A 23468-nucleotide genomic window follows, 5' to 3' on the forward strand; every position below is an offset into this window, starting at 1 on the left:
GCTCTACGTGATCTGGCACTGCTGGCAAGCCGGCGAAGCCTACGACCCCGCCCGACACAACGCCCTGCAACGCATCCTCAACCAAGATCAACGGCAGGCGGCTTGACACAGGGCTTCTCACGCGGCCTCCTCGCCGGCGCTCGTCGGCCGTGTGCCCTGGGCAGCCGTGTCCATCGGTTCGCTCGCGAGCTCGCTCACCCAGACAGGGTGACAGCGCGGCGCGCCGGTCCGCTCCGCCCGTCCACAGGCGCCCGGGCCGTCCACGACCCCCGGAGACGGCGGACGGCGGCGCCCGCGGTGCGGGCGCCGCCGTCCGCGGCGTTCGGCCCCTCCCGGGCACCGCCCCGAGCATGCGAGGGGTGGGGAGGAGGGGGTCCTCTCTCAGGCCTTGCCGAGGATCCGGTTCATCTTGGTGCCGCAGACGGGGCAGGTGCCCTGCGCCATGCGACGGCCGGACTCGCTGACCTTGACCTCGCCATCGAAGTCGCGCTTCTCCTTGCACTTCACGCAGTAGCCGTTGTAGCTCTCTGCCACGGTGCCTCCTCGTCGTGCGTCGGCTCGGCGTCCCGTGCCGGGCGCCGTCCCCCGGAACGCTACCCGGGCTGCGGCGGTCCGCTGGCAGACGACGCGGTCGCCGGGACCGGTCCCGCCCACAGCCTGTGGACACTCCTGTGGACGGGGTGGGGACGTCGCGGTGTCTCCCTGTGCACGACCCGGGGACGACGGCCCGCCGCACCGCCCGCCGGCGTCCCGGTTTCCCGTTCTCACCTGGGCGGACGCTGGGACCTCCCTGTGGACGGCAGTCGCGCCGGCCTCTCCCCGGACCGGGCGGGCGGTGTCCACCGTCCGTGCGACATGCACCCGGGCGGGTGCGGGTGCGGGCGCCGAGCCGACACCCCGGCAACTACGGTGCCTGCGTGCCCGGATCCACTCCTGACACCTCGCGCAGGCCCGTGCCGGCTCTCCCCTCGCGGGAAGGACGGCGCACGATCCGCGCCGTCCCCACCGACCGGTCGCAGCGGGGTGGCACGGGCTCCGCGCTGCCGGACGGTGTGGAGGTGCGGCGCAGCAGCCGCCGGCGCCGGACGGTGACGGCCTACCGCGAGTCCGGACGCACGGTCGTGCTCATCCCGGCGGCGTTCAGCCCGGCCGAGGAGCGTCGCTGGGTGGCGCAGATGGTGGCCAAGCTGCAGACCCGCGAGGAGCGACGCCGCCGCTCGCTCGGTGGGGACGACGAGCTGATGGCGCGGGCGCGGGCGCTGTCCGAGGCGCACCTCGACGGCGTGCCGCAGCCGGTGAGCGTGCGGTGGGTGGACAACCAGCAGCGCCGCTGGGGGTCGTGCACCCCGGTCGACCGCACCATCCGACTGTCGAGCCGACTGCGCGCGATGCCCGAGTACGTCGTCGACTACGTCCTGGTGCACGAGCTGGCCCACCTCGTCGAGCCCGGCCACGACGCGCGCTTCTGGGCGCTGGTGGCCCGCTATCCGCGCGCGGAACGGGCCCGCGGCTTCCTCGAGGGGGTCGAGCTGGCCTCCACCGACGGTGCCCGGCCGTCGGCCGCCCCCGCCGAGGACGACCTGGTCGACTGAGTGCTCCGTCGGCCTACCGGCGACACCGCGCCAGGTGCCCTGAAGGACCCCGTCCTACCCAGCCTTCGCGAGCTCAGGCCGGGGCCCGGGACGGGGCCACGGTCGGGAGACCCTGCGGGCCCCCGCGACCGGTCCACACCGACGAGGGGCTCAGCTCTGTTCGTCGTCCTTCTTCTCCTCCTCCTCGGAGCCCGGCTCCCCGTCGCCGGTGAGCGCCCGCAGCTCGTCGTCGGTCCCCTGGCGGGCCACGAAGTCCAGCGGCTCGTCGAGGTCCTCGGAGGTGGGCAGCAGGTCGGGGTGGGACCAGAGCCGGTCCCGCTCGGCGGCGCCGTGGCGCTGGGCCATGGCGCCCCACAGGGTGGCGGCGTCGCGCAGCCGACGGGGCCGCAGCTCCAGCCCCACCAGCGTGGCGAAGGTCTGCTCGGCCGGTCCGCCGGAGGCGCGGCGACGGCGCATCGTCTCGGCCAGGGCTCCGTGCCCAGGTAGCCGGTCGGTCGCCGCCGCGGCCACGACGTGGTCCACCCAGCCCTCGACCAGGGCCAGCAGCGTCTCCAGCCGCCGCAGCGCCGCCTGTTGCTCGGGGGTCTCCTCCGGCTCGAGCAGCCCGCTGCCGAGCAGGGCCTGGATGCCCTCCGGGTCGGTGGGGTCGATGCCGCCCATCGACCCCATGGCCTCGGTGAGGCCGCGCTCGATCGCCTCGCGGTCGACGTGGATGCCCCGGGCGTAGGCGTGGACGGCGTCGTGCAGCTGCTGGCGCAGCCACGGCACGTGGGTGAACAGCCGCTGCGTGGCGGCCTCGCGCAGCGCGAGGAACAGCCGCACCTCGTCGGCCGGGCGGTCGAGCCCGGCGGCGAACTCCGCCACGTTCTGCGGCAGCAGGACACCGGCGCCCGCCGGGGCGAGCGGGATGCCGATCTCGCCGCTGGTGAGCACCTCCCCGGACAGCCGGCCGAGGGCCTGGCCGACCTGGGCGCCGAACATCAGCCCCCCCATCCGGCCCATGATCCCGGCCAGCGGACCGGCCATGGCGGCCGCCTCGGCGGGCAGCGCGCTGGTCATCGCGCCGACCACCCGCTCGGCGAGCGGGTCGACGAGGGCGCTCCAGGCGGGCAGGGTCTGCTCCACCCACTCCACCCGTGACCAGGCCAGCGGCCGGTCGACCCCCGACGGCAGCTCGGTGACCGGGTCCAGCCACAGGTCGGCCAGGCGCAGGGCGTCGGCGACGGCGGCGCGTTCGGCGTCGGACGTCGGCTGGGACCCGGCGGCCAGCGAACTGATGGCGCCCTGCCGGGCGAGGTCCCAGTTCACCGGCCCGCCGGACCAGCTCATGAGCTTCTGCAGCTCGGCGAACAGGGGCATCTTGGCGAGCAGTTCCTCCGGCGTGCCCCCGCCGGCGCCGCCGCCGAAGAGGGCGCCCAGCCCGAACGGGTCGTTGCCGGGACCGGACCCCGGCTGGTCACGACGCTCGGGGTCGCGATCGGGGAGGCCGAAGCCGAACGGGAGATCGCTCATGCCCCCACGGTAGACGCGTGATCTCCCGGTGGACGCCGTCGTCCGCCGGCAGCGGAACACCGGACCGCCGAGGCGGCGGCTGCGTCCGGGCGGGTCACACGGGCCGGCTGGGCGCGTCCGCAGGTCGACATACGCTCTTCCGTCGTGACCCGTCGGATGAGTGTCCTCGGCGTCGGTGTCGTGCTGCTGGTGGTCTTCGGCCTGCTCGGCGCCGCGGTGCCGGTGCCCTACGTGGCGCAGGTGCCGGGCCCGACCTTCAACACGCTCGGCGACATCGACGGCCAGCCGATCATCAGCGTCGAGGGCCGGGCGCGCAACGACGTCGACGGGGAGCTGACCCTGACCACGGTCGGCGTCAGCCGGGCCGGGTTGAGCCTGGTCGAGGCCGTGCAGGGCTGGTTCGACAGCGAGGTGAGCGTCGTCCCGGAGGAGTCGGTCTACCCGCCGGACAGGACCGAGCAGCAGACCCGCGAGGCCAACCGGCAGGCCTTCCTCACCTCCGAGGAGAACGCCGAGGTCGCGGCCCTGGGCGAGCTCGGCTACCCGGTGAAGGTGGTGGTGCGGGGGCTGGCGGAGGACTCGCCGTCCGCGGGGCAGCTCCAGGAGGGCGACGCCATCGACAGCGTCGACGGCCGGCCCACGCCCGACAGGCAGGCTCTGGACGGCGTCCTGACCTCGATCCCCGGGGGGTCCACGATCACCGTCGGGTACACCCGGCTGGGGCAGCCCGGCACCGCCACGGTCACCACCCGGCCCGCGGAGGGGCGCGCGGGCTCGCTGCTGGGCGTGTCCGTCCTCGAGCAGCCCTCGGCGCCCTTCGACGTCGACATCCGGGTCGAGGACGTCGGCGGCCCGTCGGCCGGGCTCATGCTGACCCTCGGCATCCTCGACCTGGTCGGCGACACCGACCTGACCGGCGGGGCCACGGTGGCCGGCACCGGCACGATCGGCGCCGACGGGACGGTCGGCCCGATCGGCGGCATCCAGCTGAAGATGGTCGCCGCCGCCGACATCGGCGCCGAGCTGTTCCTCGTGCCGGCCGACAACTGCGCCGACGCCCTGGCCGCGCCGCAGCCCCGGCTCGCCACGGCCCGCGTGGCCACCCTGGACGACGCGCTGACCGCGCTGGCCGACCTCCGCGCCGGGCGGACGCCGCGGCCCTGCTGACGGCGGCCCTGCTGACGGCGGCCCTGCTGACGGCGGCCCTGCTGACGGCGGCCCTGCTGACGGCGGCCCTGCTGACGGTGGCCCTGCTGACGGCGGCCCTGTTGACGGTCGCCCCCGACGCACGGCGCGGACGCGGTGGGGGAAGCTTGCGGCGGAGCGGGCGACCGGGGAACCCGGCGCGGTCCCGAGCGTTGGTCTGGGCGACCGGACCGGTGTCGGGAGGCCCGTGCCGGGTCCGCCCGGTCGCCCGCGGCCGGGGACGTCCGTGGCGCAGCGCCACGACCGCAACTGAAGGAGACCGCTCGTGGCCATGCGGCCCCCCGTGTCCGTGCCCACGCTGTCGCGGCGCGCCAAGGTGGTCATCGGGGCCATCGCCGTGCTGCTGGTGCTGTTCACGGCCATCGGGACCCTGACCAACGTCTACGTCGACTACCTGTGGTTCGACGAGACGCACTACACCGAGGTCTTCTGGACCGAGCTGCAGGCGCGGGCGCTGCTGTTCGCCGTCGCCGGGGTGGCCACCGGCGGCCTCACCGCCCTGGCCGTCCACCTCGCCTACCGGTTCCGCCCCACGTTCCGGCCGATGTCGCTCGAGCAGCAGAACCTCGAGCGCTACCGGCAGTCCCTCGAGCCGCGCCGCACCCTGGTGCTCACCGTGGTCGCGGTGGTGCTGGGTCTGTTCGCCGGCTTCACCGCCCAGGGGAACTGGGAGACGTGGCTGACCTTCCGCAACTCCACCGACTTCGGCCGGCCCGACCCGCAGTTCGGGCTCGACCTCTCCTTCTTCGTCTTCGACTACCCCTTCTACCGGCTGCTGCTGGGCTTCGGCTTCGCGATCGTGCTGCTGGCGCTGATCGGCTCGCTGCTGACCCACTACGTGTTCGGCGGGCTGCGGCTGCAGACGCCGGGGCAGAAGCTGACCGGCGCGGCGATGGTCCAGTTGTCGGTGCTGCTCGGCCTGTTCGTCGCGCTCAAGGCGGTGGCCTACTGGCTCGACCGCTACGGGCTGGTCTACTCCGACCGCGGTGAGCTGTTCACCGGCGCGAGCTACACCGACGTCAACGCGCTGCTGCCGGCCAAGACGATCCTGGTGTTCGCCGCCGCGGTGTGCGCGGTGGCGTTCCTGGCCAACGTCGTCGTCCGCAACTTCCGGCTGCCGGCGGCCGCGCTGGTGCTGCTGCTGCTGTCCAGCCTGGTCATCGGGGTGGCCTATCCGGCGATCGTGCAGCAGTTCGTCGTCCGCCCCAGCGCCAACGAGCGCGAGGCCGACTACATCGCGCGGGCGATCACCTCGACGCGCGACGCCTACGGGCTCTCCGACGTCCAGTACGTCGACTACGCCCAGCAGAGCTCCGGCGACCAGGTGGACACCCAGGTGGCGCTGGCCGAGCTGCGCAACGACACCGAGACGATCCCCAACGCGCGCCTGCTGGACCCGAACGTGCTCTCGCCCACGTTCACCGCGCGCCAGCAGATCCGCAACGTGTACGGCTTCCCCGAGAAGCTCGACATCGACCGGTACACCACCGACGGGCAGACGCGGGACTACGTCGTCGCCGTCCGCGAGCTCAACAGCGACGCGCTGTCGGAGAACCAGGACACCTGGATCAACCGGCACACCGTCTACACCCACGGCAACGGGTTCGTGGCCGCGCCGGCCAACGAGGTGGTCGCCGGCCAGGAGGGCGGCGAGCCGAACTTCACCACCCGCGACCTGCCCACCGTGGGCAACATCCCGGTCGACCAGTCGCGGATCTACTACGGGGAGCTGATCAACGACTACTCCGTCGTCGGTGCTCCGCAGGGAGCGACCCCGCGGGAGTTCGACCGGCCCGAGGACGGCTCGGACCAGGGTCAGATCAACAACACCTACGACGGCACGGGTGGCGTCGCGATCGGCAGCTTCTTCCGGCAGCTGACGTTCGCCATCTACTACCGGGAGCGCAACTTCCTGCTCTCCAGCGCGGTCAACGACGCCTCCAAGGTGCTCTACGTGCGCAACCCGCGCGACCGCGTGGAGAAGGCCGCCCCCTTCCTCGAGGTCGACGGCGACCCGTACCCGGCGGTGGTCAACGGCCGGGTGACCTGGGTCCTCGACGGCTACACGACCGCCGACTCCTACCCGTACTCCGAGTCGATGGAGCTGGGCACGGCCGCGTCCGACGCGCTCACCGGCACCGGGACGACGGCGCTGCCCAACGAGCAGTTCAACTACATCCGCAACTCGGTGAAGGCGACCGTCGACGCCTACGACGGCACGGTGACCCTCTACGCCTGGGACGAGAACGACCCGGTCCTCAAGACCTACATGAAGGCGTTCCCCGGCGTGGTCAAGCCGCGCAGCGCGATGTCCCAGGAGCTGGTCGGCCACATCCGGTACCCGGAGGACCTGTTCAAGGTGCAGCGGGACATCCTGACCCGCTACCACGTCAGCGACCCGCGGGACTTCTACAACCAGAGCGACCGCTGGCAGGTGCCCGCCGACCCGACCCGGGACACCCAGGAGCCGCAGCCGCCGTACTACATCCTGGCCCAGCGGCCCGGCGACCCGACGGCGAGCTTCCAGCTGACCAGCGCGCTGAACGCCTTCCGCCGGGAGAACCTCTCCTCGTTCATCTCCGCCTCCAGCGACCCGAGGACCTACGGGGAGATCCAGGTGCTGCGGCTGCCGGGCAACACGCCCTTCCGCGGCCCGCAGCAGGTGCAGCAGTCGTTCATCACGAACAACCAGGTGCGGCCCGACCTCACGCTGTTCAACAGCGCCGAGTCCCGAGCGGTGTTCGGCAACCTGCTGACCCTGCCCATCGGCACCGACGGGCTGCTCTACGTCGAGCCGCTGTACGTGCAGGGCACCGGGGAGAACTCGTTCCCGCTGCTGCAGAAGGTGCTGGTCAACTACGGCGACCGGGTCGGTTACGCCGACACCCTGGCCCAGGCGCTCGACCAGGTGTTCGGCGCCGGGGCGGGAGAGTCGGCGACCGACAGCGGCGAGGTGGGGACGACGCCGACCACGCCGACCACGCCCTCGCCGTCCCCCTCGCCCGCGCCGACCCCGGCTCCGCCGGCGGACGGCGGGACGACGAACACCCCGGCGCGGGACCAGGCGGTCGCGGACATGAACGCCGCGCTGCAGGCGCTGGCCGACGCGCAGCGCAACGGCGACTTCGCCGCGCAGGGGCAGGCCCTGGCCGACCTGCAGCGGGCCGTGCAGGCCTACCAGGCCGTCGGCGGCGCCGCGTCGGCGCCCCCGACGCCGGGTGGCTGAGCCCGGCGGCAAGGGACGGGACACCGGTCCCGTCCCGGCCCGTGGCCGGGACCACGCCGGGGCGGGGTGCGCGACCCGGCGACGGCGGGGTAGAGTGGTGCCACCGACGCGGGGTGGAGCAGCTCGGTAGCTCGCTGGGCTCATAACCCAGAGGTCGCAGGTTCGAATCCTGCCCCCGCTACCACGACAGGACCCCGGCCCTCCTTAGGAGGGCCGGGGTCCTCGTCATGTCGGCCGCGGTGTGCCTCGGGCTGTCCTGGTCGGGGCACACCGCCGCCGTCCCGCGGAGGAGGCCGGGGTCCCCCGGCCCGCCGTCCCGCGGCGACCGCTCGCGTCAGGCGCCCGGTTGGCCGGCGTCCTGCTGGCCGGCGTCCTGCTGGCCGATGCGCTGGTCGGCCAGGTCGCGCGCCTTGTCGGTCTGCTGGTCGTACTTGCCGCCGGTCCGCTCGTCGACGAGCTGCTCGGCCTTGTCCAGCGCCTGGTCGCTGCGCTGCTCGCCCTGCTCGCTGTCGAGGGCCTGCTCGGCCTTGTCGCCGAGGCCTCCGAGGTCCATGCCACGCTCCTCCCGGTTCGGTGCGGTACGGCCGGGGCCTACCCAGCCGGTCCCGCGCCGACTCCTCGACTGCGCTCCACCCGGCGCGGCTCGCATCCCGACGCCGAGGGACCGGGACTGGCCGGCGGTTCGTCCCTCGCCGGTCGGGAGCGACACGGTGCACCGGGGGGACGGCACCGGCGAGCACCTCCCCGCCGGCAGGGGATGGGCGGTGGCGTGTACGGTGGAGGTGCGACGCGGGGTGGAGCAGCTCGGTAGCTCGCTGGGCTCATAACCCAGAGGTCACAGGTTCGAATCCTGTCCCCGCTACTGCGTCCGGAGGGCCCGGTCACCACGGTGACCGGGCCCTCCGTCGTCCCGGGCGGGTGTGTTGTGTCCCACCCCGGTCCTCTCTAGCGTTCCGGTCGTCACCGACCGTCTCGCAGGGGGAGGACGCCGTGACCGTCGAGGCCACCCCGCCCGTCGACCTGGACGCGGTCGACCTCTCCGACCGGGACTGGTGGGCCGGCCCGCCCGAGCGCAAGTACGCGACCTTCGCGGCGCTGCGCCGCGAGCGGCCGTTCGCCTTCTTCGACGAGCCGGTCATGCCCATGATCCCCGTCGGGCCCGGCTACTGGGCCGTCACCCGCTACGCCGACGTCGAGGCGATCAGCTCGCAGCCGCCGGTCTTCTGCTCTGGCCGGGGCGCGGTGTCCATCGCGGACATGCCGGCCGACCTCCACGAGTTCTACGGCTCGCTGATCAGCATGGACGACCCCCGGCACGCCAAGATCCGCCGGATCGTGTCCAAGACGTTCAGCCCGCGGATGCTCGAGCAGACGCTGGACTCGGTCCACGCGGTCGTCGACGACGTGCTGGCCCGGGCACGGCGGACGGCGCAGGAGCGAGACGGCGCGATCGACGTCGTCGCCGACATCGCCGCCCCCATCCCGCTGCGGGTCATCTGCGACATGATGGGCGTCCCCGAGGAGTCCCGGGCGGCGGTGCTCGAGCAGTCCAACGTCATCCTCTCCGGCGGGGACCCCGACCTCGTCGAGGACGCCGACGACCCGGTCTCCGCCTTCCTGACCGCCGGCGTGGAGCTGGCCGGGCTCATGGAGCGCCTGGCCGCCGAGCGGCTGGAGCGCCCCCGCGACGACCTCACCACCGCGCTGGTGGCCACCGAGGTGGACGGCGAGCGGCTCACCCACCAGGAGATCGCCTCGTTCTTCATCCTGCTGCTGGTCGCCGGCAACGAGACCACCCGCACCGCCATCTCCCAGGGCGTGCTCACCCTGCACGAGCACCCCGACCAGCGGGCGCGGTGGAGAGCCGACCCGGGGCTGGACCGCACCGCCGTCGAGGAGATCGTGCGCTGGGTGAGCCCGGTGACCTGGATGCGGCGCACGGCCACCCGGGACGGCGAGGTCGGCGGCCACCGCTTCGCGGCCGGCGACAAGTTCCTGCTCTTCTACGCCGCGGCCAACCGCGATCCCGCGGTGTTCCGCGACCCGGAGGACCTCGACCTGGCCCGCGAGCCGAACCCGCACGTCGGCTTCGGCTCGAAGGGGCCGCACTTCTGCCTCGGCGCGCACCTGGCCCGCCGGGAGCTCGCAGTCACCTTCCGCGCGCTGTTCGACCAGCTGCCCGACCTGCAGGTGACCGGCGAGCCCGACCGGCTGCGGTCCTCGTTCGTCAACGGCCTCAAGCGGCTGCCGGCGCGGCTGACCGGGGCCGGCTGATGCGGATCGCGGCGGACCGGGAGCGCTGCGTCGGCTCGGCAGCCTGCGAGGCGCTGGCGCCGGAGTTGTTCTGCGTCGGCGACGACGGCGTCGTCCGGGTGCTTCGGCCGGAACCCGGGCGGGCCGAGGAGGACGTCGTCCGCGACACCGTCGACCAGTGCCCGACCGGGGCGCTGTCCCTGACCGACTGAGGAGGTGGCGGGCGAGTGGAGCTCACCGTCCGGGACGTCCCGGAATCCGACCGCTACGAGGTGCGCGACGGCGACCGGGTGCTCGGCCTGGCCGCCTACCGGCGCGACGGCGACCGCGTGGTCTTCACCCACACCGAGGTCGACCCCGGCGCGGAGGGCAGCGGCGTGGGCGGCACCCTGGCCCGCGGTGCGCTGGACGACGTCCGTGCCCGCGGGCTGCGGGCGGTGCCCCGCTGCTCGTTCATCCGCGGCTGGATCGAGCGGCACCCCGACTACGCCGACCTGGTCGCGAGCTGACCGGAGTCGGCGGCCCGGCGGACCTCGCTGCCGTACGTGTCGCCGGCGGACGGCGTGCCGCTCCGAGGACGTCCTCCCCGCGACGCGGGCGAGTACGGCCGCGCTCTGCGGGCGCTCCTCGTGCTCTGTGGGCGCGATCCCGCCCGCAGAGCACGAGCAGACCCGGCAGTGGCCCGGCGCGGGGGCCACGCTGGAGGACGCCGAGGGAGGCCCGGCGCGTCAGCTCAGCGCCTGGTCCAGGTCGGCCAGCAGGTCCTCGACGTCCTCGATGCCGACGGACAGCCGCACCAGGTCGGCCGGCACCTCCAGCGGCGAGCCGGCAGCGCTGGCGTGGGTCATCCGTGCCGGGTGCTCGATCAGCGACTCCACGCCGCCCAGGGACTCCGCGAGCGTGAACACCCGCGTCCGCTCGCAGGCCCGCAGCGCGGCCTCCTCCCCGCCGGCCAGGCGGAACGACAGCATCCCGCCGGACCCGGACATCTGCTTGGCCGCGATGTCGTGCCCCGGGTGGTCGGGCAGGCCGGGGTAGCGCACCGACGCGACCGCCGGGTGAGTGAGCAGGAACTCGGCGACCCGGGCGGCGTTGACCTGGTGCCGGTCCATGCGCACGCCGAGGGTCTTGATGCCGCGCAGCACCAACCAGGAGTCGAACGGGCCGGCGACCGCGCCCATCGCGTTCTGGGAGAAGGCCAGCCGCTCGGCCAGGTCGGCGTCGTCGCCGACCACGAGCGCGCCGCCGACGACGTCGGAGTGCCCGCCGAGGTACTTGGTCGTCGAGTGGACGACGACGTCGGCGCCGAGGGTCAGCGGCTGCTGCAGGTAGGGAGAGGCGAAGGTGTTGTCGACGACGAGCAGCGCCCCGGCGCCGTGCGCGACCTCGGCGAGCAGGGCGATGTCGGCGACGTTGAGCAGCGGGTTGGTCGGCGTCTCGCACCAGACCACCCGCGTGCTCGGGCGGATCGCCGCACGCAGGGCGTCGACGTCGTTCAGGTCGGCCGGGGTGTGCTCGACGCCCCAGCGGGAGGCCACCCGCGAGATGAGCCGGAAGGTGCCGCCGTAGGCGTCCCCGCCGAGGACGACGTGGCTGCCCGGCTCGCACACCGTGCGCAGCAGCGTGTCCTCGGCGGCCAGGCCCGAGGCGAACGCCAGCCCGCGCATGCCCCGCTCGAGCGCGGCCAGGACCTCCTCCAGCGCGGTGCGGGTGGGGTTGGCGCTGCGGCTGTACTCGTAGCCGCCGCGCAGCCCGCCGACGCCGTCCTGCTTGTAGGTCGTCGTCAGGTGCAGCGGCACGATGACCGCCCCGGTCGCCGGGTCGGGCTCCTGCCCGGCGTGGATGGCGCGGGTGTTGAAGCCGGTCATGACGAGACCGTAGGAGCCAGACCCGCAGACGACATGCCGGCGAGGTGCCCGAGCACGTCCTGGCGGGTGACGACGCCGGCCGGCTTGCCCTCCTCGTGCACCAGCAGCGCGTCGGCCGTCCCGAGCGCGGCCACCGCCGCGTTGACCGGTTCACCCGCGCCGATGATCGGCAGCGGCGGGGACATGTGCCGCTCCACCCGGTCGGACAGGCTCGCCCGGCCGGCGAACAGGGCGTCCAGGAGCGCCTTCTCCGACACGGAGCCCACGACCTCGCCGGCGGTCACCGGCGGCTCGGCCCGGACCACGGGCAACTGGCTGACGCCGTACTCGCGGAGGATGTCGATCGCCTCGCGGACGGTCTCGTTCGGGTGGGTGTGCACCAGCTCGGGGGTGGTCCCGGTCTTGGCAGCGAGCAGCTCCCCGACGGTGCCCTCGGCGGCCTGCTCGAGGAAGCCGTAGTCGGCCATCCACTCGTCGTTGAAGATCTTGTTCAGGTAGCCGCGGCCGCCGTCCGGGAGCAGGACGACGACGACGTCGTCCCTGGTCAGCGTGGCCGCGGCGCGCAGCGCGGCCACCACGGCCATGCCGCAGGAGCCGCCCACCAGCAGCCCCTCCTCGCGGGCCAGCCGGCGGGTCATCGCGAAGGAGTCGCCGTCGCTGACGGCGATGATCTCGTCGGCGACCGTGCGGTCGTAGGCGGCGGGCCAGAAGTCCTCGCCGACGCCCTCGACCAGGTAGGGGCGGCCCGTTCCACCGGAGTAGACCGAGCCCTCGGGGTCGGCGCCGACCACCCGGACCCGCCCACCGGAGACCTCCGTGAGGTAGCGGCCGGTGCCGCTGATCGTCCCGCCGGTGCCGACGCCGGTGACGAAGCAGGTGACCCGCCCCTCGGTCTGCGCCCAGATCTCCGGGCCGGTCGTCTCGTAGTGCGACCGCGGGTTGGCCGGGTTCGAGTACTGGTCGGGCTTCCACCCGCCGGGGAGCTCGCGGGCCAACCGGTCGGAGACCGAGTAGTACGAGCGCGGGTCGGCCGGGTCGACGGCGGTGGGGCAGACGTGCACCTCGGCGCCGTAGGCCCTGAGCACGTTGATCTTCTCCTGGCCGACCTTGTCGGGGCAGACGAAGACGCAGCGGTAGCCGCGCTGCTGGGCGACCAGGGCCAGGCCGATGCCGGTGTTGCCGCTGGTGGGCTCCACGATCGTGCCGCCGGGCCGCAGGGCACCGCTGGCCTCCGCGGCGTCGACCATCCGCACCGCGATGCGGTCCTTCACCGAGCCGCCCGGGTTGAGGTACTCGACCTTGGCCAGCACCAGCGGGGCGTCGGGCCCGAGGTCGCGGGTCACGGACGTCAGCCGCACCAGCGGGGTGCGCCCCACCAGGTCGACGACGGACTCGGCGTACTGCACGGCCACGCCCTCCTCGCCGGCCGGCCGGTCGCCGGTCCGTCGCCGTCCATCCCACCAGACGCCGGGACCTAGGGCTTGAGGACGACCTTGTTGCACTCGTCCTTCTCGTCGCGGAACAGCCGGTAGGCCTCGGGCGCGTCGGTCAGCGGCAGTGTGTGCGTGATCACGAAGCCGGGGTCGATGTCGCCGTTGCGGATCCGCTCCAGCAACGGCTTCGTGTAACGCTGCACGTGCGTCTGCCCGGTGCGGATGATCAGCGAGCGGTTCATCACCGAGCCGATCGGGAACTTGTCCATCAGCCCGCCGTAGACGCCGATGACCGACACGACGCCGCCGTTGCGGCAGGCCAGGATCGCCTCCCGCAGGGCGTGCGGGCGCTCGGTCTCCAGCCGGAGGTCCTGCTTGACGCGGTCGTAGGCGTCGAGCACCCCGAGCGGCGAGTGGGCCTCCATGCCGACGGCGTCGATGCAGGCGTCGGGTCCGCGCCCGGCGGTCAGCTCCTGCAGCGCCTCGAGGACGGTGACCTGCTCGTAGTCCAGCACGTCGGTCGCCCCGGCCTGACGTGCCTTGTCCAGGCGGTGGTCGAAGCGGTCGATGGCGATGACCCGCTCCGCGCCGAGCATCTTCGCGCTGGCGACGGCGAACTGGCCGACCGGCCCGGCACCCCAGACGGCGACGACGTCACCGGGTTGGATGTCGCACATGTCGGCGCCCATGTACCCGGTGGGGAAGATGTCGGAGAGGAAGAGGACCTGCTCGTCGGCCAGGTCGTCGTCGACCTTGATCGGCCCGACGTCGGCGAAGGGCACCCGCGCGTACTGCGCCTGCCCGCCGGGGTACCCGCCCATCATGTGCGAGTAGCCGAACAGGCCCGCCGGCGAGTGCCCCATGAGCTTCTCGGCGATCCGGTGGTTGGGGTTGGAGTTCTCGCAGGTCGAGTACAGCTGCCGCTGGCATTGCAGGCAGGCGCCGCAGGCGATGGTGAAGGGGACGACGACCCGGTCGCCGACCCGCAGGTTCCCGACACCCCTGCCGACCTCGACGACCTCGCCCATGAACTCGTGGCCGATGATGTCGCCCTTTTCCATGGTGGGGATGTAGCCGTCGTAGAGGTGCAGGTCCGAGCCGCAGATGGCGGTCGAGGTGATCCGGATGATGGCGTCTCGGTCGTTGAGGATCCGGGGATCGGGGACCTCGTTGACCTCGAGGTGCTCGGTGCCCATCCACTGGGTGGCCAGCACGGTGTCTCCTCTCGCGTCTGGATCGGTCAGGGCAGCGGGTGCGCCGGTCGCTGCCGGAGCAGGCGGCCGGCGAGCGGGCCCTCGGGGCTGCCCTCGGACCGGACCACCTGGCCGGTCTCGAGCACCTGCTTGAAGCGGGCCAGGTCGTCGCGGACCTGCTGCTCGGGGTCCTCGCCGAACAGCTTCGCGACGACCTTGCCGACCCGGCCGCCGGGCTGGGCGTAGGTCAGGCGCACCCGCACCTCGGTGCCGCGGTCGCCCGGTGCGGGCCGGAACTCCACCGCACCGGTGTTCGCGATGTCGGCGCCGGGCAGCGAGCGCCAGCGGATCAGCCGGTCGGGGCGGTCCTCGACCACCTCGGCGTCCCACTCGACCGTCCGCCGCCACGGGGCCTCGGCGACCCAGTGCGAGCGCTCGCCGCCGTCCAGGGTGCGGATCTCGCGCACGTGCGCCATGAAGGTGGGCAGCTGCTCCAGGTCGCGCCAGTAGCCGTAGACCTCGGCCGCGGGCTTGTTGACCGTCGTCGCGGCCGAGACGTCGATGGCCGACTCCCACGGAGCGGTCCCCGGGAGGGCGGCCGCCGGGCCGGTGCCGTGGGAACGAGCCGACCGGACGGCGGTGACGACGTCGAGCAGCGCGATGCCGGCAACCGCGACGGTCGCCGTGCGCAGCCGGCGGAAGCGATCCCCGCGGCGGTCGGTGAGTGCGCGGCCCATCAGGGTGAGGTCCACGGCGTCGCCGGCGACGCGGACCCACGCCCAGCCGGGTCTGCCGGCCAGCAGCGGGAGTGCCGGCAGGAGCTCACGGGCGCCGACCGCGGTGACGACCGGGACGGCGGCGGCGGAGTCGTCGACGCCGACCAGCCGCGCCACGCCGTGCGGGTCGCGCAGCATGGCCACGCCGAGGCCGGTGCTGGCCAGTCCGAGGAGACGGGCGGTCGCCCGGAGGCCGGGGCCGGCGGTCGAGGTCATGGTTGCCCTCCCGGAGCGTCGGACGGTCGACGCGGCGCACACCGGACCGTCGTGCGCCGCGGGTACGGGCGCCAGCACGGGCTCGGCTGGGAGGCGGCGGGAAGCGGCTACCCGACGCGGGCGGACGGCAACCGCGCGGGCCACGCGTGTCCCGGGCGCCCGGCGCGGGCACGCAGGGGCCATGACCGAGACCGTCCCCACCGTGCCGCTGGCCAGCGGCGGCGCCATGCCGCTGCTCGGGTTCGGCACCTGGCAGCTGACCGGTGCCGCGTGCTACGACGCCGTCCGCACCGCCCTGGACGCCGGCTACCGGCACCTGGACACGGCCACGATGTACCGCAACGAGGCCGAGGTCGGCCGGGCGCTGCGGGACTCCGGCGTCGACCGGGGCGAGGTCTTCGTGACCACCAAGCTGCCGCCCCGCGAGGCCGGCCGGGCCGACCGGACGCTGGCGGCGTCGCTCGACGCGCTCGGCGTGGACGCCGTCGACCTGTGGCTGGTGCACTGGCCGCCCGGCGGCGCCGGGGAGGACCTGTGGCGGCGGTTCGTCGCGGCCCGCGAGGCCGGTCGGGCGCGGGCGATCGGCGTGAGCAACTACTCGTTCGACCAGATCGACGCGCTGACCCGGGCGACCGGCGGAACGCCGGAGGTGAACCAGATCAGCTGGGCGCCGTCGCGGTACGACCCGGCGGTCGAGGCCGGTCACCGGGAGCGCGGCGTGGTCCTCGAGGGCTACAGCCCGGTCAAGAACACCGACCTCGGCGACCCGGTGCTGCGCGAGGTCGCCGACGCGCACGGCGTCACCACTGCCCAGGTGGTGCTGCGCTGGCACCTCGACCACGGCGTCGTCGTGATCCCCAAGTCGGCCACCCCGGAGCGGATCCGCGCCAACCTGGCGGTCACGGACTTCGCGCTGACCGACGACGAGGTCGCCCGCATCGACGGCCTGGCGCGGTCCTGACCGGGCCGGCCGGGCCGCACCGGGAACCGCGGCCCTGCCCACGACACAGGGCACTGGCGACACGCCCGCCCGGTCTTGCCGTCGGGCTGACCGGCCCGGACGCTGGCCTGGTGAGCCAACTCGGGAAGCGGCCCAGGTGGCGTCAGCGGGAGGGTGTCCGGCGATGACGGTGGTCGACGCCTCGGTGTTCGAGGGCTCCTTCTGGCGGGACCCGTACCCGGCCTACGAGCGGCTGCGCGCGCAGGCACCGGTGCGCGAGGTGGCGCTGCCCCGGGGTGGCACCACGTGGATGATCACCCGCTACGACGACGTACGCGCGGCCTTCACCGACCCCCGCCTGGTCAAGGACCACCGCGCGACCCTGCCGCCGGAGGTGCGCGAGCAGGCGCCGCGCCTGCCCGGCCCCTTCGGCTCGATGATGATCCTGCTCGACCCGCCGGACCACACCCGGCTGCGCCGGCTGGTCTCCCGGGCCTTCACCGCGCGGCGCACCGCCGAGCTGCGCCCGCGCATCGAGGCCCTGGCCGCCGCCCTGCTCGACGCGCTGCCCGGGGATGAACCGGTCGACCTGCTGGCCACCTACGCGGTGCCGCTGCCCATGGCCGTCATCTGCGAGCTGCTCGGGGTGCCCGATCCCGACCGCGGCGCCTTCGGCACCTGGTCGCGGGCGCTGGTCGACGACCACGACGACGTCGACGAGCAGCAGGCCACCGCGGGGCTGGCGGAGTACCTGTACGCCCTGGTCGAGACCAAGCGGCGCTCCCCGGACGGCGCGCTGGTCTCGGCCCTGGTCGAGGTCTCCGAGGCCGGCGACCAGCTGAGCACCGAGGAGGTCGTCGCGATGGGCGTGCTGCTGCTCATCGCCGGCCACGAGACCACGGCCAACCTCATCGGCAACGCCGTGCTGGCAGTGGCCACCGACGACGCACTGCGCGAGCACCTGCTCGCCGACCCGCAGCGGATCCCCGCGGCGGTCGAGGAGTTCCTGCGCTGGGACGGCCCCGTGCACAACGCCCCCCTGCGCTTCGCCGCCGAGGACGTCGAGTACTCGGGGGTTCCCATCCCCGCGGGGTCGGTGGTCACGCTCTCGGTGGGCGCGGCCAACCGCGACCCGGGACGCTTCGACCGGCCCGAACTACTCGACCCCGACCGCGACACCGGTGGGCACCTGGCCTTCGGGCACGGGCTGCACTTCTGCCTGGGTGCCCCGCTGGCGCGTCTCGAGGGCGAGGTGGCCCTGCGGTCGCTGCTCGACCGGTTCCCCGACCTGCGCCTGGCCGTGCCGCCGGAGCAGCTGCGGCACCGGCGCAGCGTCATCGTCCACGGCCTGGAGCAGCTGCCGGTGCTGCTGGAGTGAGGACCCCGTCCTCCTCTTGAAGGACCCCCTTGCCCCCGCCACTCGCAGTAGAAGGACCCCCTCCTCCCCACCCCTCGCAGGCTCGGGGCGGGCCCCTGGAGGGGGCCGGGAGGGGGCCGCGGCGGTGGCGGTCCCGGTGACGGCGGGGGGAGGATGCCCGGGTGACCTCGACCCCACCTGTCGGTACCCGCACGCTCGGCCGCGATGGTCCTGGGGGTGGCCTGGTCGTCTCCACCCTCGGCCTCGGCTGCATGGGGATGAGCCAGAGCTACGGCGCCGCCGACCGCGACGAGTCGATCGCGACCATCCACCGGGCCCTCGACCTGGGTGTCACCTTCCTCGACACCTCCGACGTCTACGGCGACGGGCACAACGAGGAACTGGTCGGCGAGGCGATCGCCGGACGACGCGACGAGGTGCAGCTGGCGACGAAGTTCTCCATCTCCCGCCGGGACGGCGCCATGGTCATCGACGGCCGCCCGGAGAACGTGCGGGCCTGCGCCGAGGCCAGCCTGCGCCGGCTCGGGGTCGACGTGATCGACCTGTACTACCAGCACCGGGTCGACCCGCGGGTGCCGATCGAGGACACCGTCGGCGCGATGGCCGAGCTGGTGACCCAGGGCAAGGTCCGCCACCTGGGGCTGTCGGAGGCCAGCGCGGCGTCGGTCCGCCGCGCCGCCGCCGTCCACCCGATCGCGGCGCTGCAGAGCGAGTGGTCGCTGTGGACCCGCGACCTGGAGACCGCCGGGGGTGGCGGGGCGGGTGGTGAGACGGTGCTCGGCGTGGCCCGCGAGCACGGGCTCGGCATCGTGCCGTTCAGCCCGCTCGGCCGCGGGTTCCTCACCGGCGCGATCACCAGCCCCGACGACTTCGCCGAGGACGACTGGCGCCGCGGCCATCCGCGCTTCACCGGGGAGGCGTTCGCGGCCAACCTGCGGCTGGTCGACGCCGTCCGGGCGATGGCGCGGGAGGTGGGCTGCACGCCGGGCCAGCTGGCACTGGCCTGGGTGCTGGCCCAGGGCGACGACGTCGTCCCCATCCCCGGCACCAAGCGGCGCCGCTACCTGGAGGAGAACGTCGGCGCGGTGGCCGTGCAGCTGACCGACGCCGACCTGGCCCGGCTGGCGGAGATCGCCCCGCCGGGGGTGGCCGAGGGGACCCGCTACGCCGACGCCTCCTACGCCTACGGCGACAGCCCGGAGCCGGCGCGATGACCGTCGACCCGACCTGCGGGGTGGCGCACGGGGCGCCGTCCGCCGAGGTGTCCGGGCGGGCGCTGGTCGCCGTCTTCGCCTCCCCGGTCGCCGCGGTGCTGCTGCGCTGGGCGCCCGAGCTGGGCTTCCGCACGGTGCTGCTCGACCCCGACCCCGGTCGCGGGGGCGAGGTCACCGGTCTCGCCGAGGTGGACCTCGACCTGGCGGACGCCGACGTCGTGGTCACCGACCACCACCGGCCCGAGCTGGGCGAGGTGCTGCGCGACGCGCTGGCCGGGCCGGTGCGCTGGGTCGGCGTCATGGGCAACCCCCGCCACGAGGGCCCGCACGTGGCGGCGCTGACCGCCCTCGGCGTCCCGCCCGAGGACATCGCCCGCGTGCACCGGCCGATCGGGCTCGACATCGGCTCCCGGACGCCGGCCGAGATCACCCTCGCCACGCTGGCCAGGCTGCTGGCCGACCGCAACGGCCGCAGCGGCGGGTCCACCCACCACCCGCGGTGAGCGAGGTCCTGCTCGGCGCCGACGTCGGCACCAGCGGGCTCAAGCTGGTCGCCCTCGACGCGTCGGGCGCGGTCGTGGCCGAGGGCGAGTCCGGCTACGACCTCGACCGGCCGCAGCCGGGCTGGGCGCAGACCGACCCGGCCGTGTGGCGGGCCGCGTTCGACGACGCGCTGGCGCAGGTCACGCCGGCGCTGGCCGGTTCCCGGGTGGCGGGGCTGGGGTTGTCCGGGCAGATGCACGGCGCCGTGCTCGTCGACGCCGGCGGCGCCCCGCTGGCCCCCGCGGTGCTCTGGCCGGACTCCCGCGCGGTCGCCGAGGTGGCCCGCTGGCGGGCGCTGCCGGACGACGCCCGGGCCGCGCTGGCCAACCCGCTGGTGCCGGGCATGACCGGCCCGGTGCTCGCCTGGTTCGCCGTGCACGCACCGGGTCTGCTCCGCCGCGCGGCCGCCGTGCTGCTGCCCAAGGACGCCGTCCGCGCCGCGCTCGTGCCCGACGCCGACCCGCGGGTCACCGACCGCAGCGACGCCTCGGCCACCCTGCTGTGGGACGTCGTCGCCGACGGCTGGTCGAGGGCGGCGGTGGCGGCGGCCGGGGTCGACCCGCGGCTGCTGCCCGCGGTGCGTCCGTCGGCGGAGGTCGTGGGCACCGCCGAGCTGCCGGTCGGCGACGTGCCGGTGGTCGTCGGCGGCGGGGACACCCCGCTGGCCCTGCTCGCCGCGGGGACGCGGGCCGGGCGCCAGGTCAACCTGGGCACCGGCGCGCAGGTGCTGCGGCCCGGGTGGACCCCCGCGCCGGCCGACGACCCGCCGGTGCACGGCTACGCCGACGCCGCCGGCGGGTGGTACGCGATGGCCGCGCTGCAGAACGGCGGGCTGGCCTGGTCGTGGGTGTGCGACGTGCTGGGCATGAGCAGCGCCGAGCTGTTCGAGGCCGCGGCGGGCGTGCCGGCCGGCGCCGGGGGAGTGGTCTTCCGTCCCTTCCTGACCGGTGAGCGGGGCGGCGTCGCAGGCCCGGCCGACCGCGGCGGCTGGACCGGGCTGTCCGCCGGCACCACCCGCGCCGAGCTGGCCCGCGCCGCGGTGGAGGGCGTCGTCTTCGCGGTCGGGGCCGCGGCGGAGCTGCTCGGCGGGGCGGGTCGGGTCGGGGAGGAGCCGGTCGTCCTCACCGGGGGTGGCGGTCGCGCGGCCGTCGTCCAGCAGCTGCTCGCCGACGTCCTGGCCGCGCCCGTGCGCCACCTGCCGATCCGCAGCGCGTCGGCCGTCGGGGCCGCGCTGCTCGCCGCGCGCGGGACCGGCGTGCCCGTCCCGGTGCGCCAGGAGCCCGGTCGGCCGGTCGAGCCCCGGCCGGCGCCGCAGCTGTCCGCGGCGCTGCGCCGCTGGCGGGGGGAGTGAGCGGAACGGCCGCCCGACCTGCCCCGTTGGACCGGGCAGGAGCGGAGGGACCGCTCCGGACGACGGGAGGAGGCCCCACCATGGCGTCGCTGTTCACCAAGCTGACCCAGTTCGCGAACAGCCCGAAGGGCAAGCAGGCCATCGCGCAGGCCACCGAGAAGGCCCAGCGGTTCGCCAACGACCCGAAGACCAAGGCCCGGATCGAGGACGCCCGCCGGCGTTTCCAGGGAGGTCGTGGCGGTTCCGGCGGTCCCGGCACCCCGCCCGGTACTCCTCCCGTGCCCTGACCGCGCCCGAGCGCGACGACGGCGGCGCCGCCCCGGTCGCGGGGACGGCGCCGCCGTCGTCAGGTCGTCACGGGGCCGACGGCCGCAGCAGGCCGAGGACGGCGTCGTGCAGCGCGCCGTTGGTGGCCAGCGCGCTGCCGCCGGCCGGGCCCGGCACGCCGGTGAGGTCTGTGAACCGGCCGCCCGCCTCGCGCACGACGACGTCGAGGGCGGCGAGGTCCCACACCGAGACCTCGGGCTCGCAGGCGACGTCCACCGCGCCCTCGGCGAGCAGCACGTAGCTCCAGAAGTCCCCGTAGGCGCGGGTCCGCCACACCTTCCGGGTGAGGTCGAGGAAGCCGTCGAGCAGGCCGCGCTCCTCCCAGCCGGAGAGGCTGGAGTGGGACAGGCTCGCGTCGGCCAGCGAACCCACCTCCGACACGGTGCACCGGGTGGCCGACTCCAGCCGCCGCCCGGTCCAGGCGCCGACACCCTCGGCCGCCCACCAGCGGCGGTTGAGCGCCGGCGCCGAGACCAGACCGACCACCGGCTCGTCGCCGTCGAACAGGGCGATGAGCGTGGCCCACACCGGCACGCCGCGGACGAAGTTCTTCGTCCCGTCGATCGGGTCGAGCACCCAGCGCCGCGGCCCGTGCCCGGTCGTCCCCAGCTCCTCGCCGAGCACCGCGTCGCGGGTCCGCGCGCGGGCCAGCGTGGCCCGCAGCTGCTCCTCCACGGCCCGGTCGGCGTCGGTGACCGGCGTGAGGTCCGGCTTCGTGTCGACCCGGAGGTCCAGCGCACGGAAGCGCTCCAGGCTGATCGAGTCGGCCTGGTCCGCCAGTACGTGCGCCAGGTGCATGTCCCCCGTGTAGTCCCGGCCCGGTGTCATGGGCACCGAACCTACTGGGCGGTCAGTTGAAGACCGCGGCGCTCACCCCACTGGGCCCGTCGTACTCGCGGTCGTCGATCTTCTCCAGCGCGTCGACCACCTCCTTGTCGCTGCCCTTGGCGTGCTCGAGGATCTGCTGCTTGTTCGCCGGGTAGTCCATGCCCTTGAGGGCCTTCTGGATGTCGATGGGGCTCACCATGGCTCCGCCCTACCCGCCTCCGGCTCGGGAGATGCGCGGATACGGTCGGGGAGTGGACGCCGCGACGATCGCCGGGCTGCTCGCCGATCCGGTCCGGCTCAAGGTCGTCGCCGCGCTGGCCCTCGGCGCGGGCACCATCGAGGAGGTCGCCGCCGCCACCGGCCTGCCGCTCAGGGACGTCGCCCTGGCCGCCCGCCGGCTGGCCCGCGCCGGGCTGGTGCGCCGCGACCGGCACGACCTGGCGCTGCTGACCGACCGCTTCGGCGCCGCGGCCCGCGCCGCCGCCGAGGCCGCGCCGCCACCGGAGCCGCTGTCCGCCGACCCGGCCGAGGACGCCGTCCTGTCGGCGTTCGTCCGCGACGGGCGGCTGGTGTCGATCCCGGCCCAGCAGAGCAAGCGGCGGGTGGTGCTCGAGCACCTGGTGCGGGTCTTCGACGTCGGCGTCCGCTACCCCGAGCGCGAGGTCAACGCGCTGCTGGCCGCCTGGCACCCCGACACGGCGGCGTTGCGGCGGTACCTGGTCGACGAGGGTCTGCTCTCCCGCGAGGCCGGCCTCTACTGGCGCAGCGGCAGCTGGGTCGACGTCTGACGGCGGCGTCGGCGGCGCTCCGCCCCGGGCGGCGCAGACCTCTCGTCTCGATCCTCTGGGGCTCCCGTGGGAACGCCGGGGACCTGCACACCGGCCGCACCCGGCACCACGCTGGCCGGGGCACACCGCCTGTGGGCGGCTGAGGCCGCCGAGTGGCGACCGTGGTCACCCGACGGTCGGAAGACGATCCCAGGTCGACACTCGGCGAAACCGTTCGTCCGCGTCGGCGTCCGGTCCCACACTCGGTCGGTGCCCGACGCCGACGACTTCCGCGCGCTCGCCCGGTCCTCGCCGTGGCGCTGGTCGACGCTGCGGTTCAGCGTGCGCTGGCCCGGCAACCCGTGGCGGACCGGGCCGGTGCGTGCGTGGCTGCGCCGCCCGGACCTCCTCCGCGTCGAGACGCTCGACGGCGACCTGTTGCAGGTCGTGCGTGAGCAGCCGCGACGCACGAGCGTCTTCGGCCCGACACGGCGGCCGGTCGGCGTGGGAGGCCGTCGTCCGGACGACGCCGTCCTACGAGCCGCGCTGCTCCTGCTGCTCTTTGCTGCGCTCGCGGGAGGTCGACGTCCGCGAGCAGGCGGCCGGCGGCGTCGGCCAGCTACTGGACGAGTACCCCGACGTCCACCGGGTGCGGCTGGACGTGCAGACGGGGGTGTGCGTGCTCGTCGACGCTCCCGAGGTCCGGGGGATCGGCCACGACCTGCGCATCGAGGCCGTCGACGAGCCGATGGACGACGAGCTGTTCCCCTGATCCCGACCCCGTCCCGGGCACCGGCCCTGCCAGTGTCACGGCAGGTAGACGATCAGCGTCCCTGGAGCGCGCG

General features: G+C 74.6%; 23 protein-coding genes and 2 tRNA genes. 16 read left to right on the top strand and 9 right to left on the bottom strand.

Annotated elements, in window-relative coordinates; genetic code table 11:
- Nucleotides 1–381: 381 nt before the first annotated feature.
- A complete protein-coding gene (locus DQ238_RS23420) occupies nucleotides 382–534 on the bottom strand; it encodes a DUF5679 domain-containing protein (RefSeq protein ID WP_012950213.1) in 153 nt (50 codons plus the stop codon).
- A gap of 524 nt (nucleotides 535–1058) precedes the next feature.
- Between DQ238_RS23420 and DQ238_RS21220 the strand changes: the two genes are divergently transcribed.
- Nucleotides 1059–1592 (top strand): M48 family metallopeptidase, encoded by a 534-nt coding sequence (locus DQ238_RS21220; RefSeq protein WP_113783271.1) that lies wholly within the window; start codon nucleotides 1059–1061, stop codon nucleotides 1590–1592.
- 150 nt (nucleotides 1593–1742) lie between these two features.
- On the opposite strand, the gene DQ238_RS21225 is transcribed toward DQ238_RS21220, so the two are convergent.
- Entirely contained in the window at nucleotides 1743–3104 is a 1362-nt protein-coding gene (locus DQ238_RS21225; protein ID WP_113783244.1) for a zinc-dependent metalloprotease, read from the bottom strand.
- A gap of 144 nt (nucleotides 3105–3248) precedes the next feature.
- Here DQ238_RS21225 and DQ238_RS21230 point away from each other — a divergent pair, with 144 nt between their 5' ends.
- From DQ238_RS21230 to DQ238_RS21245, 3 genes are all read left to right on the top strand, one after another.
- The gene (locus DQ238_RS21230) at nucleotides 3249–4271 is read left to right on the top strand and encodes a PDZ domain-containing protein (protein ID WP_233496164.1); all 1023 of its coding nucleotides are present in this window, start codon (nucleotides 3249–3251) and stop codon (nucleotides 4269–4271) included.
- A gap of 310 nt (nucleotides 4272–4581) precedes the next feature.
- Nucleotides 4582–7536 (top strand): UPF0182 family protein, encoded by a 2955-nt coding sequence (locus tag DQ238_RS21240; RefSeq protein WP_233496168.1) that lies wholly within the window; start codon nucleotides 4582–4584, stop codon nucleotides 7534–7536.
- A 107-nt stretch (nucleotides 7537–7643) separates the two neighbouring features.
- Nucleotides 7644–7720, top strand: a tRNA-Met gene (locus tag DQ238_RS21245).
- A 150-nt stretch (nucleotides 7721–7870) separates the two neighbouring features.
- On the opposite strand, the gene DQ238_RS21250 is transcribed toward DQ238_RS21245, so the two are convergent.
- The gene (locus DQ238_RS21250; protein ID WP_113783247.1) at nucleotides 7871–8089 is read right to left on the bottom strand and encodes an antitoxin; all 219 of its coding nucleotides are present in this window, start codon (nucleotides 8087–8089) and stop codon (nucleotides 7871–7873) included.
- 235 nt (nucleotides 8090–8324) lie between these two features.
- Here DQ238_RS21250 and DQ238_RS21255 point away from each other — a divergent pair.
- From DQ238_RS21255 to DQ238_RS21270, 4 genes are all read left to right on the top strand, one after another.
- Nucleotides 8325–8398 (top strand) — tRNA-Met (locus tag DQ238_RS21255).
- Nucleotides 8399–8526: 128 nt separating this feature from the next.
- Nucleotides 8527–9810 (top strand): cytochrome P450, encoded by a 1284-nt coding sequence (locus DQ238_RS21260; RefSeq protein ID WP_113783248.1) that lies wholly within the window; start codon nucleotides 8527–8529, stop codon nucleotides 9808–9810.
- Nucleotides 9810–10001, top strand: a complete 192-nt coding sequence (locus DQ238_RS21265; protein WP_113783249.1) for a ferredoxin — start codon at nucleotides 9810–9812, stop codon at nucleotides 9999–10001. Before DQ238_RS21260 ends, DQ238_RS21265 begins: the two co-directional genes overlap by 1 nt.
- Nucleotides 10002–10016: 15 nt before the next feature.
- Nucleotides 10017–10298 carry a GNAT family N-acetyltransferase gene (locus DQ238_RS21270; RefSeq protein WP_113783250.1) on the top strand — a complete coding sequence of 94 codons (282 nt, stop codon included), beginning with the start codon at nucleotides 10017–10019 and terminating at the stop codon, nucleotides 10296–10298.
- 219 nt (nucleotides 10299–10517) lie between these two features.
- Here DQ238_RS21270 and DQ238_RS21275 read toward each other — a convergent pair whose 3' ends face one another.
- From DQ238_RS21275 to DQ238_RS21290, 4 genes are all read right to left on the bottom strand, one after another.
- Nucleotides 10518–11657, bottom strand: coding sequence for a cystathionine gamma-synthase (locus DQ238_RS21275; RefSeq protein ID WP_113783251.1), 1140 nt, complete (start codon nucleotides 11655–11657; stop codon nucleotides 10518–10520).
- The gene (locus DQ238_RS21280) at nucleotides 11654–13063 is read right to left on the bottom strand and encodes a cystathionine beta-synthase (protein WP_113783272.1); all 1410 of its coding nucleotides are present in this window, start codon (nucleotides 13061–13063) and stop codon (nucleotides 11654–11656) included. Before DQ238_RS21280 ends, DQ238_RS21275 begins: the two co-directional genes overlap by 4 nt.
- A gap of 68 nt (nucleotides 13064–13131) precedes the next feature.
- On the bottom strand, nucleotides 13132–14304 hold the full coding sequence (locus tag DQ238_RS21285; RefSeq protein ID WP_113783252.1) for a zinc-dependent alcohol dehydrogenase: 1173 nt from the start codon (nucleotides 14302–14304) through the stop codon (nucleotides 13132–13134).
- 26 nt (nucleotides 14305–14330) lie between these two features.
- Nucleotides 14331–15275 (bottom strand): SRPBCC family protein, encoded by a 945-nt coding sequence (locus DQ238_RS21290; protein WP_113783253.1) that lies wholly within the window; start codon nucleotides 15273–15275, stop codon nucleotides 14331–14333.
- A gap of 181 nt (nucleotides 15276–15456) precedes the next feature.
- Between DQ238_RS21290 and DQ238_RS21295 the strand changes: the two genes are divergently transcribed.
- From DQ238_RS21295 to DQ238_RS21320, 6 genes are all read left to right on the top strand, one after another.
- Entirely contained in the window at nucleotides 15457–16236 is a 780-nt protein-coding gene (locus DQ238_RS21295; protein WP_113783254.1) for an aldo/keto reductase, read from the top strand.
- Between the two features lie 163 nt (nucleotides 16237–16399).
- Complete coding sequence (locus DQ238_RS21300) at nucleotides 16400–17593, top strand: cytochrome P450 (RefSeq protein ID WP_113783255.1); 1194 nt, start codon at nucleotides 16400–16402, stop codon at nucleotides 17591–17593.
- Between the two features lie 161 nt (nucleotides 17594–17754).
- On the top strand, nucleotides 17755–18807 hold the full coding sequence (locus DQ238_RS21305) for an aldo/keto reductase (RefSeq protein WP_113783256.1): 1053 nt from the start codon (nucleotides 17755–17757) through the stop codon (nucleotides 18805–18807).
- The gene (locus DQ238_RS21310; RefSeq protein ID WP_113783257.1) at nucleotides 18804–19310 is read left to right on the top strand and encodes an XdhC family protein; all 507 of its coding nucleotides are present in this window, start codon (nucleotides 18804–18806) and stop codon (nucleotides 19308–19310) included. Before DQ238_RS21305 ends, DQ238_RS21310 begins: the two co-directional genes overlap by 4 nt.
- Complete coding sequence (locus tag DQ238_RS21315) at nucleotides 19307–20701, top strand: FGGY family carbohydrate kinase (protein WP_113783258.1); 1395 nt, start codon at nucleotides 19307–19309, stop codon at nucleotides 20699–20701. Before DQ238_RS21310 ends, DQ238_RS21315 begins: the two co-directional genes overlap by 4 nt.
- Before the next feature lie 80 nt (nucleotides 20702–20781).
- Nucleotides 20782–20988 carry a hypothetical protein gene (locus DQ238_RS21320; protein WP_113783259.1) on the top strand — a complete coding sequence of 69 codons (207 nt, stop codon included), beginning with the start codon at nucleotides 20782–20784 and terminating at the stop codon, nucleotides 20986–20988.
- A gap of 67 nt (nucleotides 20989–21055) precedes the next feature.
- On the opposite strand, the gene hisN is transcribed toward DQ238_RS21320, so the two are convergent.
- Together hisN and DQ238_RS21330 are read right to left on the bottom strand one after the other, a co-directional pair.
- On the bottom strand, nucleotides 21056–21856 hold the full coding sequence (hisN, locus tag DQ238_RS21325) for a histidinol-phosphatase (protein WP_113783260.1): 801 nt from the start codon (nucleotides 21854–21856) through the stop codon (nucleotides 21056–21058).
- 22 nt (nucleotides 21857–21878) lie between these two features.
- Complete coding sequence (locus DQ238_RS21330; RefSeq protein WP_113783261.1) at nucleotides 21879–22055, bottom strand: DUF2795 domain-containing protein; 177 nt, start codon at nucleotides 22053–22055, stop codon at nucleotides 21879–21881.
- Between the two features lie 52 nt (nucleotides 22056–22107).
- Here DQ238_RS21330 and DQ238_RS21335 point away from each other — a divergent pair, with 52 nt between their 5' ends.
- Nucleotides 22108–22644 carry a DUF2087 domain-containing protein gene (locus DQ238_RS21335; RefSeq protein ID WP_113783262.1) on the top strand — a complete coding sequence of 179 codons (537 nt, stop codon included), beginning with the start codon at nucleotides 22108–22110 and terminating at the stop codon, nucleotides 22642–22644.
- A 430-nt stretch (nucleotides 22645–23074) separates the two neighbouring features.
- A complete protein-coding gene (locus DQ238_RS22945; protein WP_158550883.1) occupies nucleotides 23075–23395 on the top strand; it encodes a hypothetical protein in 321 nt (106 codons plus the stop codon).
- Nucleotides 23396–23468 lie beyond the last annotated feature (73 nt).

This window comes from Geodermatophilus sp. TF02-6, assembly GCF_003319115.1.
Taxonomy (GTDB): Bacteria; Actinomycetota; Actinomycetes; order Mycobacteriales; family Geodermatophilaceae; genus Geodermatophilus.

Coding starts and splice junctions, on each gene's coding strand:
- DQ238_RS21225 (WP_113783244.1), bottom strand. CDS start 3,104: ATGAGCGATCTCCCGTTCGGCTTCGGCCTCCCCGATCGCGACCCCGAG.
- DQ238_RS21240 (WP_233496168.1), top strand. CDS start 4,582: ATGCGGCCCCCCGTGTCCGTGCCCACGCTGTCGCGGCGCGCCAAGGTG.
- DQ238_RS21250 (WP_113783247.1), bottom strand. CDS start 8,089: ATGGACCTCGGAGGCCTCGGCGACAAGGCCGAGCAGGCCCTCGACAGC.
- DQ238_RS21265 (WP_113783249.1), top strand. CDS start 9,810: ATGCGGATCGCGGCGGACCGGGAGCGCTGCGTCGGCTCGGCAGCCTGC.
- DQ238_RS21275 (WP_113783251.1), bottom strand. CDS start 11,657: ATGACCGGCTTCAACACCCGCGCCATCCACGCCGGGCAGGAGCCCGAC.
- DQ238_RS21290 (WP_113783253.1), bottom strand. CDS start 15,275: ATGACCTCGACCGCCGGCCCCGGCCTCCGGGCGACCGCCCGTCTCCTC.
- DQ238_RS21295 (WP_113783254.1), top strand. CDS start 15,457: ATGACCGAGACCGTCCCCACCGTGCCGCTGGCCAGCGGCGGCGCCATG.
- DQ238_RS21300 (WP_113783255.1), top strand. CDS start 16,400: ATGACGGTGGTCGACGCCTCGGTGTTCGAGGGCTCCTTCTGGCGGGAC.
- DQ238_RS21310 (WP_113783257.1), top strand. CDS start 18,804: ATGACCGTCGACCCGACCTGCGGGGTGGCGCACGGGGCGCCGTCCGCC.
- DQ238_RS21320 (WP_113783259.1), top strand. CDS start 20,782: ATGGCGTCGCTGTTCACCAAGCTGACCCAGTTCGCGAACAGCCCGAAG.
- hisN (WP_113783260.1), bottom strand. CDS start 21,856: ATGACACCGGGCCGGGACTACACGGGGGACATGCACCTGGCGCACGTA.
- DQ238_RS21330 (WP_113783261.1), bottom strand. CDS start 22,055: ATGGTGAGCCCCATCGACATCCAGAAGGCCCTCAAGGGCATGGACTAC.